The following is a 12787-nucleotide window of genomic DNA, read 5'->3' as shown; positions in this document are numbered from 1 at the left end:
TGGTATAATGAAAGTAATTTATTTTATGAAGGAGCGATCATGATGTCTGAACAAAAACAAATGAATGTGGAAAGCTTCAACCTTGACCATACGAAAGTAAAAGCGCCTTATATCCGTCTGGCGGGTGTTGTGGAAGGGGCAAATGGCGATAAAATTAACAAATATGACCTTCGTTTTTCTCAGCCGAATAAAGACCATATGGACATGCCGGCGATTCATTCACTCGAGCATATGATGGCCGAGTTTAGCCGCAACCATTCCGATAAAATCGTGGATATTAGTCCGATGGGATGTCAGACAGGCTACTATATGTCTGTAATTAATCATGAAGATTACGAAGACGTTTTGCGCATTGTGGAAGCGACATTGAACGACGTGCTCGAAGCGACAGAAGTGCCTGCGTGCAATGAAGTGCAGTGCGGATGGGCAGCGAGCCACAGCCTGGAAGGGGCGAAAGAACTCGCTCGTTACATGCTGTCCAAGCGCGGAGAATGGACGGAAGTGTTTTAATTAGAAAAGCGGAGCCGACTGCCATGGGGCAACAAGCATATGCCAATCTGGCGAAGCGGCGCTTTTTGCCGTAAGCCAGATTGGCATATGACCTCGAGCCCCAAGGAGGCGGAGCTGGACAACAAATGCGCAAGCGCCTTGGTCAGCCCCGACAAGCAAATGTTCTTTCCCCAAAGAAGTCTGCTTTTTGACTTCATTGAGGAATGGTTATTTGACCTCGAGGGGCTAGGCGCTGAAGCTGGACGTAGACCCGCTCCATTAGCAAAAACATTCACATTAAGATTGTTTTCTAATTTCCTAAACAAATTAGAAAAGAGGCTGCCAGCATAAATTGGCAGCCTCTTTTTTATTAAGATTCGTCAACTGGGACGAAATATTGGTCTTTCCGGTAAACCGTGGCGTCCATCGTCGCCAGGAGGTTTCCTTCGCTTTCAACGGTGATCCGGTACCAGGCAATTCGCCGCGTCTTTTTTTCTTCCACTGCTGAAGCGGTTAAAACAGCCCCTTTGCGGCCGGGAGCCATAAAGTTCATGTTAGTCGATAAGCCGACGGATATTTTGCCGTAGGAGTTGCTCGCTGCAGCAAAGACGTAATCAGCGATGGCGAACATGACGGCGCCATGAACGGTTCCGTGTGCATTTAGCATGTGATCTTCAATTTGCAGTTCGGCAGAAGCCGTGCCTTTGCCGAGCGCTGTTAACTGTATGCCTAAATGGTTGGCATACGGCTCTTGTTTTAATGTTTCGATAATTTGATCGTAATGAGTGTCGTGGACTTCGAGTTCGTCCAATTGTTTTGTCAATTCAGTCACCTGCTTTTTAATGGTCTTTAGCGGAGCTGATGCCATAGCCTGTATTGGATTTGAACAGCACTTCCGCATATATTTCTTCATCTGCTTTTTCACGTGACAGTACAGTTCCTAAGTAGGCGCCGAGGAAGCCTAGAGGTACAGTGAAAATCGTCGGGTTCATCATGCCGAATAACGGATCGCCCGTGAAAATGGCTGCGCCCGGTTCCGGATTCCAGACGTTCGGGCTTAAAAGCACGAGCACGACCGAGCTGATAAGGCCGACCAGCATACCGGTAATAGCTCCTGTCGCGTTAAAGCGCTTCCAATAAATCGTGCATAAAATAACTGGTAAGTTGGCGCTCGCTGCGATACCGAGTGCAAGAACGGACAAGAAAGCAACATTTAGCGTTTGCGCAAAGATCGCAAGGATGATCGATGCAACCGCGACACTCACTGAGGCGATGCGTGCGACTAATACTTGTTCTTTTTCCGTGACCTTTCCGCCTTTAATGATTTGACCGTAAATATCGTGGGCGAATGCCGAAGCGGACGTTAATACGAGCCCGGAAACAACCGCAAGAATCGTAGCGAAAGCAACAGCTGATACAAAAGCGAATAAAATTTCGCCGCCTACAGTTTGGGCAAGCAATGGAGCAGCCATATTTCCTGCCGGGTTGGCAGCAACGATTTTATCAAAGCCGACGAACGCAGCTGCGCCGAAGCCAAGGAAAATCGTCATAATGAAAAAGGCGCCGATGAACCAAGTCGAATAAACAACAGATTTGCGGGCAGTCGCTGCGTCTTTTACTGTGAAGAAGCGGACGAGCAAGTGAGGCAGGCCAGCGGCTCCGAGAACGAGCGACATATTAAATGAAATCATATCGAGCGCATCTGTATATTTATTTCCAGGGTGTAAAAACATATCTCCGAGCGGAGTCGCTGTTTTTACATGTTCAAACATGTGTGTGACGTTAAAATTAAATTTCGCAAAAACGATAAACGTTAAAATAAATGATCCAACGAGAAGCAGTACGGCTTTCGTAATCTGTACCCAGCTCGTCGCTGTCATGCCGCCAAAAATCACATAAATCGTCATCAAGATACCGACAATAAGAACAGACAGCCAGTAATCAATGCCGAGCAAAAGCTTGATCAAGCCGCCTGCGCCGACAAGCTGGGCAATCATATAAAAGATTGAAATAACAAGTGTACTAACCGCTGCCATACCGCGAACTTTTTTCGAATTAAAGCGGGCAGTAATCATATCGGCAAGTGTGTATTTACCAAGATTTCGAAGTGGTTCTGATACGAGAAAAAGCAAAAATAAGAAAGCAACAAGGTTGCCAATACTCATATAAAAACCATCAAAGCCGACTAAAGCAATCGCGCCGGTAATTCCAAGAAAAGAAGCGGCAGACATAAAGTCACCAGCGACAGCCAAGCCATTTTGCCAGGCAGTCAATCCGCCGCCGGCCGTATAGAAGTCACTCGCATTCTTCGTTTTCTTAGAAGAAAGATAAGTGATCACGAGAGTTAAAAAGATGATTGCTAGAAATAAGGCCAGTGACATCACACTCATGCGTCCAATTCCTCCTTATGCTTAGCTAAAATATCTTCCGCCATGCTGTCGTAGCCTTGGGCTTTTTTAATGTAGATAACTCCGGCCACCCAAACGACGACAAATTGTGCTAGTGCATACACCCAGGCCCATGTGAGTCCGCCAAATGCATGCGCTTCCAAAATATTTGTATAAGCAGCGAGAGTCGGCAGCAGAAAATAAAATACGAGAAAAAAGATCGTCATCGGAAGAATGAATGCTTTCTTTTTCTTAAGAAGAGCACGGAATTCCGGTTGTTGAGTTAAATGAGTGTAACTTGTTTTATGAACTGAAGGGCGAGATGTCGCCGTATCTTTTTTTGATAAAGCTCCCATTTAATTAGCTCCTTTCTTGATCAAACATGTTAAAATAAAAAGATGAATGCTATTGTTCTTTAGCAATGTGTTTCGCTGCAATAAAAGATGTGTGGATCGTCTGTTTTCCTTCCTCCTTTCTTACGATCTGAATAACTAAAAATTAATCATACGATTTAAAAACGACATATATGAAAGCGCTTATAAATCATTTAAATAAAATTAACACAGGCCATTCTAGATGTAAATATAAATTTCGAATATTTCTGTAAATTCGTTATGTTTTTTTCTTTATATATATAAATACTGAGTTCGCTCAAAAAGAACAATTGGTAGCGTTTACATGCTTTGTCTGGAATTTATCGAATATTTCCACTATAAAAAGAAGCATCTGAAAGAAAAGAATATAAAGACGAAACGGGCAAATACGAATTTTCAGAAATTAATTATTGACAACCGGCTTTTGAGATTTTAAACTTTAAACATATTACCGAATTGTAATTTATCGTTTTTAAATCGTTATGCGCACTTTTCTAAAAGCCTATTAGCGGGAATATGACATATTAAGTAACGGAGGGGTACACATGTATAATCCACAAATTGAAACAATGGCACGTCCTGAAATGGAAAGCTTGCAGCTGAATCGTCTTCAAACGACAGCGAAGAAAGTATATGAAAATGTTGAATTTTATAAAAAGAAATTTGAAGAGCTTGGTATTACCCCGGAAGACATTACTAGCCTTGACCACATCGTGAAGCTTCCATTTACGAAGAAGCAGGATTTGCGTGACAATTATCCGTTTGGATTATTTGCTGTACCTCAGGAAGATGTCGTTCGTATTCACGGTTCTTCAGGGACGAGCGGAAAACCAACAGTTGTTGGCTATACAAAAAATGATATTAAAGTATGGGGAGAAGTAGTGGCGCGCTCGATTGTGGCAGCTGGCGGAAAGAAATCTGACATCTTCCACAACGCATACGGCTACGGATTATTCACCGGTGGAATTGGCCTTCATTACGGAGTAGAAGAATTAGGTGCCGCCGTCGTTCCGATCTCCGGAGGCAACACAGACAGACAAATTACACTCATTCAAGACTTTAAGCCAAGAGGCATTGCCGGCACACCGTCTTATGTTTTAAATATCGCTGAAAAAATGGTGGAAATGGGCTTAGATCCGCGGGAGACGTCACTCGAATACGGCATCTTTGGAGCGGAACCTTGGTCGGAAGAAATGCGTGCTAAGCTGGAAGAAACGTTTAATTTGAAAGCGGTTGATATTTACGGATTAAGTGAAATTATGGGACCTGGCGTATCGATTGAATGCCATGAAGCGCAAGATGGCTTACACGTCCAGGAAGACCACTTTTTCATTGAAGTTATCGATCCGGAAACACTGCAGCCGGTCGCTGAAGGAGAAGACGGCGAACTTGTTTTCACAAGCTTAACAAAGGAAGCGTTTCCAGTAATCAGATATCGCACAGGAGATATTGCGTCAATTACGAGAGAAAAATGTAAATGTGGACGGACGACAGTAAGAATGTCGAGAGTAAAAGGCCGTACAGACGATATGATCATCCTTCGAGGCGTAAACGTCTTCCCATCTGAAATTGAGCGTGTGCTTTTGCAAATAGAAGGACTCGTTCCAAATTATCAAATTCACTTAGTAAGAAAAGGCTCGATGGACAGCGCAGAGCTTCACGTTGAAGTGAGCAGCCAATTATATCAAGAAATTGCAGAAGATTTAACCCATGCACAAATTCAAAAAATGAAAAAACAAATCCAGCACTTAATGAAAAACACTTGTTTAGTCACAATGGACATCGTCTTCAATATCCCAAAAGCGATTCCAAGATCAGAAGGAAAAGCGATTCGGGTAGTTGATTTGAGAAATTCTAATACGGTAGGCGTATAATAAGAGAATCACTTATATTGAAGGAGGAACTAAAGAATGTCTGACAATCAACAAACCTTTGACATCACCATTATCGGAGGAGGGCCCGTTGGCTTGTTTACTGCTTTTTATGCAGGAATGAGACAAATGTCTTGCAAGATCATCGAGAGCCTTCCGCAGCTTGGCGGGCAGCTGTCCGCGCTGTACCCTGAAAAATACATTTACGACGTAGCCGGCTTCCCGAAAGTAAGAGCGCAGGAACTCGTAGATAATTTAAAAGAGCAAATGGATCAATTCAATCCGACTGTGTGTCTGGAAGAAGCCGTGCAGGAAATCGAGAAGCAGGCGGACGGCGTGTTTAAAATGACAACGAATGCCGGCACTCATTTTACGAAAACAATCGTGATTACTGCCGGCAACGGAGCCTTCCAGCCGAGAAAGCTGGAACTTGCAGGATCGGAAAAATACGAAGGCAAAAACCTTCATTATTTCATTAATGATTTAAATCAGTTTGCGGGGAAAAAAGTACAAGTATTCGGCGGCGGCGACTCGGCGGTTGACTGGGCGCTTATGCTTGAGCCGATTGCGGAAAAAGTAACGATCGCTCACCGCCGCGATAAATTCCGCGCACATGAGCACAGCGTAGAAACGATGAAAAATTCTTCCGTGAACATTTTGACGCCGTACGTGCCGTCTGAATTAATCGGAGAAGACCGAATCGAACAAGTCGTGCTCCAAGAAGTGAAAGGCACGCAAAAAGAAGTCGTCGACGTGGATGACGTCGTCGTTACTTACGGTTTTGTTTCTTCCCTCGGCCCGATTAAAAACTGGGGCCTTGAAATTGAGAAAAACAGCATCGTTGTCAATTCCCGCATGGAGACAAATATCGAAGGCATTTATGCAGCAGGAGATATTTGTACGTATGAAGGAAAAGTGAAGTTAATCGCCAGCGGATTTGGTGAAGCGCCAACTGCTGTCAGCAACGCGAAAGTATATATTGATCCAAAAGCGAAAGTTCAGCCGCTTCACAGCACGTCCATTATGGACCAGTCTGACAAAAAAAAAGAAACAGCCGTTAAATAAACAGCTTGTCTAAAATATAAAAGGAGTGAACAAACATCATGCCTAGATATACCATTGTCGATCAGGAAACTTGTATCGCCTGTGGAGCTTGCGGAGCGAGTGCGCCGGACATTTTTGATTACGATGATGAAGGCCTTGCTTACGTCATTCTTGATGATAACGAAGGAACAGCTGAAGTGCCTGAAGAATTAATTGATGACTTGGAGGATGCGCTCGAAGGCTGTCCGACTGAATCAATTAAAATGGCGGACGAGCCATTATGTGCAGAAAAAGTATAATAAAAGTACGCTTATGATCATAAAGTGATGATAGAAGCGCCTGTCGGGCAGACAGGCGCTTCTATTTATGTGTATTTACGATAGTTGGAAAAAACTTTTTAAAGAAAATTATCAGAATATATTTGCATTATATATAACAATAAATTATAATTACGTTATAAAAGTGTTATACACGTTTTTTAAAAACTTGAGATAGAATTAAAGGAGGAGCAGACAATGTCTAATCTGTCAACGATGACTGAAGAGGAAAAGTTAGAGCAATTTGTCCAGCGGATCGAAGCAGGAGATAAAATCGAGGCCGATGACTGGATGCCGGAAGAGTACCGCATGGCCTTAGTGAAGTTGATTTCCATGCACGGGATCAGTGAAATTATGGGAGCGCTTCCAGAGAAAGAATGGGTACCGAAAGCACCGTCTCTTCACAGAAAGCTCGGCATCATGGCAAAAGTGCAAGATGAGATGGGACACGGACAGCTGCTCCTTCGTGTAGCAGAAGATTTGTTAAAGCCATACGGCAAAAACCGCGGCGACTTAATGCAAGACTTGTTTAAAGGCGACTTGAAGTTCCACAACGTCTTCCATATGGAAACAAAAACATGGGCGGATGCCGGACTTGTCGGCTGGCTCGTAGACGGAGCCGCGATCATTACGCAAACGAACATGCTCGGTGCTTCTTACGGCCCGTATGCAAGAGCGTTGCAGCGCATTTGTGCAGAGGAAGTATTCCATGCACAGCACGGCGAAGCGATCATTATGGCACTTGCTGAAGGAACAGATGAACAAAAAGCGATGATTCAAGACGCATTAAACCGCTGGTGGGAGGCATTGCTGATGTTCTTCGGACCAGCAAGCAAAGACACAACAGGCACATCTAAACAAGACGTAACGATTAAATATAAAATCCGTACAAAAACAAATGAACAATTAAGACAAGATTTCTTTGATAAATATATTCCGCGTATTTTATCGCTCGGGTTAACCATTCCGGATTCAACGATGCATTACGATGAAGAAAATAAAACGTGGGTTTACGAGCAGCCGGATTGGTCAGAATTCAAAAAAATCATTAAAAACCAAGGGCCTCGTTCCCAGGCACGTTTGAACTTGCGCAGATCTTCTTATGAAAACAACGCATGGGTGCGCGACGCACTGGCAGCAACAGTAAACTGAACGAATAGAAAGGAGCAGAAGAAAAATGGCAGAAAAAACATTTTATCAAGAATATGAAGTATTCAGCAAGCGGACACCGAGCTCTGCATTCCAGCATCAGTTCAGTCTGCTTGCTCCGAACGAAGATATGGCCCTTGTGATGGCACAGGAAAACTTTATGCGCCGCGAGCCAGTTGCAGACATTTGGATTGTGAACAGAAAGCATATTAGAGGCATGGACGCCGAAGAGAAATTAACACTCGGCCGGCTTGATAATAAACAATACCGCACGACGAAAGGGTACGGCTACTTAAAGAAGAAGTGGCGTCACTACGAACAGCAAATGCTGGATGAAAAAGAGATCTTGTCATGGGGAGGCGACGATAAATGAGCAGCACAGAAAACGTATTAAGCCCGGAATATAAAGAAGCAGTAACAAATCTTTTATTTCAACTGGCGGACGATGACTTCTTGTTCTCTTACCGCGGCTCTGAGTGGCTCGGACTTGCTCCACACATCGAGGAAGACGTCGCTTCTTCTTCTATCAGCCAGGACAGCATGGGGCATGCCACCATGTATTACACTCTTCTTGAAGACTTAGGACTCGGGAAAGCGGATGACCTCGCTCACCTGCGCCCAGTACAAGAAAGAAAGAACAGCGTGTTAACTGAGCGTGTGAACGGTGAAGGTTATTACATGGAAACACCTCAATACGACTGGGCTTATGCAGTCGTCAGAAGCTATTTCTACACGCAGGCGAAAAAAGTGAAAATCGATTCACTGCGCCAAAGCTCTTACACTCCGCTGGCTGAAGCAGCTGTGAAAGTAAACATGGAGTTGTTTTACCACATGCTGCACTGGAAAACATGGTTTGTGCAGTTGTTAAGCTCTACAGATGAAGCGAAAAAGAAAATGAATGACGCCATTGAACTTGTCATGAAAGACTTCGGAGATGTATTCTCCTATGGAAGCGCGAAACAAGCAATTGAAAGCAATGGCTTAATCGCTAGTGAAGAAGAGTTGAAAGATAAATGGAAAGCGAACATGGCACCAGTATTTGAATCAATCGGAATGGAAGTGCCGGCAATTCCTGAAGCACCGGCTGCAAATGGCCGAAACGGCGACCATTCAGAAGATTTAACAGAAGCACTGTCCACGCTTTCTGAAGTGTACCGACTGGATCCTGTAGCTATTTGGTAATCTAATACCGGAAAGAAGGTGTCCTTACATGACTGCAACTGTAGAATCTGCTAATCAACGAGTATATGAGGCACTCATGAATGTAAAAGACCCGGAAATTGATACAGTCAACATTATTGACCTTGGTATGGTAGAAGAAGTTGTCACTGAAGGAAATAACGTAAAAATCGTTCTTCTGCCGACATTTTTAGGGTGCCCGGCATTGGAAATTATTAAAAAGAATACGGTAAATGCGGTAAAAGAATTGCCAGAAATTGCGGAAGTTGAAGTGGAGTTTATTTTTCACCCGCCATGGACATCAGACCGCATCTCAGAAAACGGCCATAAAGGCTTGCGGGCGTTCGGTATTGCCCCGCCGCCGAAGCATTTTGAAGAAGACGGCACTTGGCATATTGATTGCCCGTACTGCGAATCGACGTACGTCACGATGGAAAACATTTTCGGGCCGACCGCTTGCCGAAGCATTTTATACTGCAAAAGCTGTAAAAACGTCTTTGAAGCAATGAAACCTGTTTCTACATTAATGTAAAGATAAAGGGAGAGAAAAAAATGGCTAAATTAATCGCGTTGTACAAACATCCTGAAAATAAAGAGAAATTTGATGAGCACTATTTCAATGTGCATGGACCGATTACAGCAAAAATCCCGGGTCTTCGTGAAATGAAAGTGACGAAAATCACTGGATCTCCAATGGGCGGCGAAGGAAAATACTATCTAATGTGCGAAATGACTTATGACAGCATGGAAGCATTGCAGCAAGGTTTGCGTTCAGACGAAGGAAAAGCATCTGGAAAGGACTTAATGGGATTTGCGGGTGACCTCGTTACGTTGATGATCGGCGAGGACGCGTAATGAACAGCTTTGAATTCATCGAAACATCTGTAACAGGCGGCACGGCGGTCATCGAATTGAACCGCCCCCGCCAGCTCAATTCATTGAACCGCAAGATGGTCGGCGAAATTGTCGAAGCGATGGAAGCATTTGACCGCGATGATAATGTCCGCGTCATCGTCTTGACGGGAAAAGGCCGCGCCTTTTCAGCAGGCGCCGACATTGATGAAATGGCCGAAGATGATCCGATTCGCCTCGAGCTGTTAAATCAGTTTGCTGACTGGGACAGGCTCGCTTTAATTAAAAAGCCGATCATCGGTGCGGTTAAAGGATTTGTATTCGGCGGCGGCTTTGAGCTTGCGCTGTGCTGTGACATTTTGATCGCTGCAAGCGGAACTGAGTTCTCTTTCCCGGAAGTGTCGATCGGTGTCATGCCAGGTGCAGGCGGCACACAAAGACTAACAAAGCTCGCCGGCAGGACGAAAGCACTTGAATGGCTGTGGACGGGAGAGCGCATTCCGGCGGAAGCCGCTCTAGCACACGGCGTCATCAACAAAATCGTCGCACCTGAATTGTTAATGGAAGAAACCTTGAAATTTGCCTCAAGAATCGCGAAACAGCCGCCGCTTTCCGTGAGGCTCATCAAAGATTCGGTCAACAAAGCCGTCGATTATCCATTGTATGAAGGCATGCAATACGAGCGGAAAAATTTCTATCTGCTTTTCGCTTCACAGGATCAAAAAGAAGGCATGAATGCGTTCGTTGAAAAAAGGAAACCGAATTATAAAGGAAGGTAAGGGGGCTTTGTCGAATGTTTGAAACGATTCGCTATGACGTTAAAGACGGAGTCGCCTGGCTCTATTTAAACAGACCTGATAAACTAAATGCGTTCGTCGCGCAAATGAACCGTGAAATTAAAGATGCGGTGAAAGCTGCTTCAGCCGACGACGAAGTTCGCTGTATCGTCATGATCGGCGAAGGACGGGCGTTTTGTTCCGGCCAGGATTTGTCAGAAGTCGATGAAAACATGGATCACGGCCAAGTGCTAAGAGACCATTACGGGCCGATGGTCAAACAAATTAGACAATGTGAAAAACCGATTGTCGCAGCAGTCAATGGAGTAGCCGCTGGTGCAGGGTTCAGCCTCGCGCTTGCTTGTGACTTCAGGCTCGTTTCAGAGAAAGCTAGTTTTGTAAACGCCTTCGTCCATGTTGGATTGATTCCGGACTCTGGCAATCTCTACTTTCTCGCGCAGCTCGTCGGCCAGGCAAAAGCAGCGGAACTATCTATCTTAGGAGAAAAAGTGCCGGCTGCTGAAGCAGTCGACATCGGCCTTGCTAACCGGATGATTCCGGCAGAAACATTCGAAGAAGAAGTGAGTACATTTGCGGCTCGTCTGGCTGTTATGCCAACGAAAGCTATCGGTTTAATTAAAAGATCATTAAAAGCCGCTTCAGTGCTTTCTTTTGAAGACTACCTTGAACTAGAAGCACAAGGCCAGCGGACGGCTGGATTAACAGCTGATCACCGCGAAGGCGTCGAAGCTTTTATGCAAAAAAGAAAACCTGTTTTCTCAGGAAAATAAAGGGAGTGGAAAAAATGTCAACAACTCAAGAAACGAAAACTCAACAAGAAGCGATCAAGCGCGACTTTTATCATTTAATTATTAACGGTGAAAAAGTAAAAAGCAGCAATGGCGCAACAATTAAAACGTACAATCCAGCAACTGGAGAACTAGTAGCTGAAGTAGCAAAAGCGTCAAAAGAAGATACAGAAAGCGCCATCGCAGCAGCACGCGACGCATTTGACAACGGCAAATGGAAAAAGTACCCGGTCGGCCGCCGTGCGCAAGTGTTAAACAAAATTGCTGCCATCATGCGCTCTCGTTTCAATGAGCTTGTCGAATTAGAAATTCTCGATACAGGTAAATCTCTTCATGCAGCACAAGGACAAATTACACAAGCGATCGAAGACTTTGAATTTTACGCTGGTGCGGTCGTTGGCCACCGCGGAGTAGTAAATAATGTACCAGGCCAATTCCATAACTACACAGAAAAAGAGCCAGTTGGTGTATGTGCGCAAATCATTCCATGGAACTATCCGTTAATGATGGCTGCTTGGAAAATAGCACCGGCCATTGTTGTTGGCTGTTCTGTCATTGTAAAACCTGCTTCTGTCACACCACTTACAGCCATTGTTCTTGGTGAAATCTGTCTTGAAGCTGGCGTTCCTGCCGGAGTGGTCAATATCATTCCTGGTTCAGGTTCAGAAGTTGGGAACTATTTAGTTGAACATCCGAAAGTAGATAAAGTAGCATTCACAGGTTCTACGCCAATCGGTAAAGATATCATGGCTAAAGCATCCCAAACATTAAAACGTGTGACACTTGAGCTTGGAGGCAAATCTCCTAACCTCGTATTTGAAGATGCAGATATCGATGCAGCAGTAGATGGATCTCTATTCGGTATTTTCTACAACACAGGACAATCTTGTGAAGCACGTTCACGTCTGTACGTTCATGAAGACATTTATGACGAGTTCGTCAGCAAATTTGTTGAAAAAACGAAAAAATTGAAGCTTGGCAATCCATTCGATAAAGAAACACACGTTGGTGCGATCATTGACCAAGGCCAGCTTGATACTGTCGACGGCTACGTTCAATCTGCCATTAAAGAAGGCGCTGAAATTCTTGCCGGCGGTAAACAAGTGAAGCCTGAAGGCCATGAAAATGGTTTCTGGTATGAGCCAACTGTCATTGCTAACGTCAACCATGACATGACGGTTGTCAAAGAAGAAATCTTTGGGCCAGTTGTTGTCATCATGAAATTTAAAGATGAAAAAGAAGCGATCAGACTCGCTAATGATACAGAATTTGGTCTCGGTTCTGCTGTCTGGTCAAAAGACGGCGCGCGCGCAACTCGTGTAGCGAACCAAATTCAAGCAGGTATCGTCATGGTCAACTGCCCATTCTCGGCATTCCCGGGCACACCATTCGGCGGATACAAACAATCCGGATTCGGCCGTGAGCTGTGCATTGAAACACTTGATCTTTACACAGAAACGAAGAGCATCCTGTCTTACTACGGCAGCCGTCCGATCAATCCATTCGGACTTTAATTGACAAATGAGTACGGACAGACGGC

16 protein-coding genes are annotated in these 12787 nt (G+C 44.5%); 12 read left to right on the top strand and 4 right to left on the bottom strand.

Annotated elements, in window-relative coordinates; all coding sequences use genetic code 11:
- Positions 1 to 42: 42 nt before the first annotated feature.
- On the top strand, positions 43 to 510 hold the full coding sequence (locus F9802_RS10380) for an S-ribosylhomocysteine lyase (protein WP_152151640.1): 468 nt from the start codon (positions 43 to 45) through the stop codon (positions 508 to 510).
- Here F9802_RS10380 and F9802_RS19650 read toward each other — a convergent pair whose 3' ends face one another.
- From F9802_RS19650 to F9802_RS10365, 4 genes are all read right to left on the bottom strand, one after another.
- Positions 511 to 684 (bottom strand): hypothetical protein, encoded by a 174-nt coding sequence (locus F9802_RS19650; protein ID WP_191991861.1) that lies wholly within the window; start codon positions 682 to 684, stop codon positions 511 to 513.
- 175 nt (positions 685 to 859) lie between these two features.
- Positions 860 to 1312 (bottom strand): PaaI family thioesterase, encoded by a 453-nt coding sequence (locus F9802_RS10375; protein ID WP_225435290.1) that lies wholly within the window; start codon positions 1310 to 1312, stop codon positions 860 to 862.
- A 16-nt stretch (positions 1313 to 1328) separates the two neighbouring features.
- Complete coding sequence (locus tag F9802_RS10370; RefSeq protein WP_152151638.1) at positions 1329 to 2879, bottom strand: solute symporter family protein; 1551 nt, start codon at positions 2877 to 2879, stop codon at positions 1329 to 1331.
- Complete coding sequence (locus tag F9802_RS10365) at positions 2876 to 3232, bottom strand: DUF485 domain-containing protein (RefSeq protein WP_152151636.1); 357 nt, start codon at positions 3230 to 3232, stop codon at positions 2876 to 2878. Before F9802_RS10365 ends, F9802_RS10370 begins: the two co-directional genes overlap by 4 nt.
- Before the next feature lie 563 nt (positions 3233 to 3795).
- On the opposite strand from F9802_RS10365, the gene F9802_RS10360 reads away from it, so the two are divergent.
- The 11 genes from F9802_RS10360 to F9802_RS10310 all read left to right on the top strand — a co-directional run bounded on the left by F9802_RS10360 (position 3796) and on the right by F9802_RS10310 (position 12761).
- Entirely contained in the window at positions 3796 to 5124 is a 1329-nt protein-coding gene (locus F9802_RS10360; protein ID WP_152151634.1) for a phenylacetate--CoA ligase family protein, read from the top strand.
- A 36-nt stretch (positions 5125 to 5160) separates the two neighbouring features.
- Positions 5161 to 6186 carry an NAD(P)/FAD-dependent oxidoreductase gene (locus F9802_RS10355; protein ID WP_152151632.1) on the top strand — a complete coding sequence of 342 codons (1026 nt, stop codon included), beginning with the start codon at positions 5161 to 5163 and terminating at the stop codon, positions 6184 to 6186.
- A gap of 38 nt (positions 6187 to 6224) precedes the next feature.
- A complete protein-coding gene (locus F9802_RS10350) occupies positions 6225 to 6464 on the top strand; it encodes a ferredoxin (RefSeq protein WP_152151630.1) in 240 nt (79 codons plus the stop codon).
- Between the two features lie 216 nt (positions 6465 to 6680).
- Complete coding sequence (gene paaA, locus F9802_RS10345) at positions 6681 to 7634, top strand: 1,2-phenylacetyl-CoA epoxidase subunit PaaA (RefSeq protein WP_152151628.1); 954 nt, start codon at positions 6681 to 6683, stop codon at positions 7632 to 7634.
- A gap of 25 nt (positions 7635 to 7659) precedes the next feature.
- The gene (gene paaB / locus F9802_RS10340) at positions 7660 to 8004 is read left to right on the top strand and encodes a 1,2-phenylacetyl-CoA epoxidase subunit PaaB (RefSeq protein ID WP_152151626.1); all 345 of its coding nucleotides are present in this window, start codon (positions 7660 to 7662) and stop codon (positions 8002 to 8004) included.
- Positions 8001 to 8813: a 1,2-phenylacetyl-CoA epoxidase subunit PaaC gene (gene paaC / locus F9802_RS10335; protein ID WP_152151624.1), complete on the top strand. Its 813-nt coding sequence runs from the start codon at positions 8001 to 8003 to the stop codon at positions 8811 to 8813. The genes paaB and paaC overlap by 4 nt, the downstream gene beginning before the upstream one ends.
- Positions 8814 to 8841: 28 nt before the next feature.
- Positions 8842 to 9342, top strand: a complete 501-nt coding sequence (gene paaD, locus F9802_RS10330; protein ID WP_152151622.1) for a 1,2-phenylacetyl-CoA epoxidase subunit PaaD — start codon at positions 8842 to 8844, stop codon at positions 9340 to 9342.
- Between the two features lie 20 nt (positions 9343 to 9362).
- The gene (locus F9802_RS10325; RefSeq protein ID WP_152151620.1) at positions 9363 to 9665 is read left to right on the top strand and encodes an EthD family reductase; all 303 of its coding nucleotides are present in this window, start codon (positions 9363 to 9365) and stop codon (positions 9663 to 9665) included.
- Complete coding sequence (locus F9802_RS10320) at positions 9665 to 10441, top strand: enoyl-CoA hydratase/isomerase family protein (protein WP_152151618.1); 777 nt, start codon at positions 9665 to 9667, stop codon at positions 10439 to 10441. Before F9802_RS10325 ends, F9802_RS10320 begins: the two co-directional genes overlap by 1 nt.
- A gap of 14 nt (positions 10442 to 10455) precedes the next feature.
- Complete coding sequence (locus F9802_RS10315; protein ID WP_152151616.1) at positions 10456 to 11229, top strand: enoyl-CoA hydratase-related protein; 774 nt, start codon at positions 10456 to 10458, stop codon at positions 11227 to 11229.
- Between the two features lie 14 nt (positions 11230 to 11243).
- Positions 11244 to 12761: an aldehyde dehydrogenase family protein gene (locus F9802_RS10310; protein ID WP_152151614.1), complete on the top strand. Its 1518-nt coding sequence runs from the start codon at positions 11244 to 11246 to the stop codon at positions 12759 to 12761.
- Positions 12762 to 12787: the final 26 nt, after the last annotated feature.

Origin of the sequence: Bacillus aerolatus (assembly GCF_009183655.1) — a bacterium.
GTDB classification, from domain to species: domain Bacteria; phylum Bacillota; class Bacilli; order Bacillales; family Domibacillaceae; genus Pseudobacillus; species Pseudobacillus aerolatus.
The sequence above is the reverse complement of the archived record's forward strand: the minus strand, read 5'-3'. Positions and strand labels throughout refer to the sequence as shown.

Excerpts from the sequence above, each read along its gene's own strand:
- F9802_RS10380 (WP_152151640.1), top strand. The coding sequence starts at position 43 with ATGTCTGAACAAAAACAAATGAATGTGGAAAGCTTCAACCTTGACCAT.
- F9802_RS10370 (WP_152151638.1), bottom strand. The coding sequence starts at position 2,879 with ATGAGTGTGATGTCACTGGCCTTATTTCTAGCAATCATCTTTTTAACT.
- F9802_RS10365 (WP_152151636.1), bottom strand. The coding sequence starts at position 3,232 with ATGGGAGCTTTATCAAAAAAAGATACGGCGACATCTCGCCCTTCAGTT.
- F9802_RS10360 (WP_152151634.1), top strand. The coding sequence starts at position 3,796 with ATGTATAATCCACAAATTGAAACAATGGCACGTCCTGAAATGGAAAGC.
- F9802_RS10355 (WP_152151632.1), top strand. The coding sequence starts at position 5,161 with ATGTCTGACAATCAACAAACCTTTGACATCACCATTATCGGAGGAGGG.
- F9802_RS10350 (WP_152151630.1), top strand. The coding sequence starts at position 6,225 with ATGCCTAGATATACCATTGTCGATCAGGAAACTTGTATCGCCTGTGGA.
- paaA (WP_152151628.1), top strand. The coding sequence starts at position 6,681 with ATGTCTAATCTGTCAACGATGACTGAAGAGGAAAAGTTAGAGCAATTT.
- paaB (WP_152151626.1), top strand. The coding sequence starts at position 7,660 with ATGGCAGAAAAAACATTTTATCAAGAATATGAAGTATTCAGCAAGCGG.
- paaC (WP_152151624.1), top strand. The coding sequence starts at position 8,001 with ATGAGCAGCACAGAAAACGTATTAAGCCCGGAATATAAAGAAGCAGTA.
- paaD (WP_152151622.1), top strand. The coding sequence starts at position 8,842 with ATGACTGCAACTGTAGAATCTGCTAATCAACGAGTATATGAGGCACTC.
- F9802_RS10325 (WP_152151620.1), top strand. The coding sequence starts at position 9,363 with ATGGCTAAATTAATCGCGTTGTACAAACATCCTGAAAATAAAGAGAAA.
- F9802_RS10320 (WP_152151618.1), top strand. The coding sequence starts at position 9,665 with ATGAACAGCTTTGAATTCATCGAAACATCTGTAACAGGCGGCACGGCG.
- F9802_RS10315 (WP_152151616.1), top strand. The coding sequence starts at position 10,456 with ATGTTTGAAACGATTCGCTATGACGTTAAAGACGGAGTCGCCTGGCTC.
- F9802_RS10310 (WP_152151614.1), top strand. The coding sequence starts at position 11,244 with ATGTCAACAACTCAAGAAACGAAAACTCAACAAGAAGCGATCAAGCGC.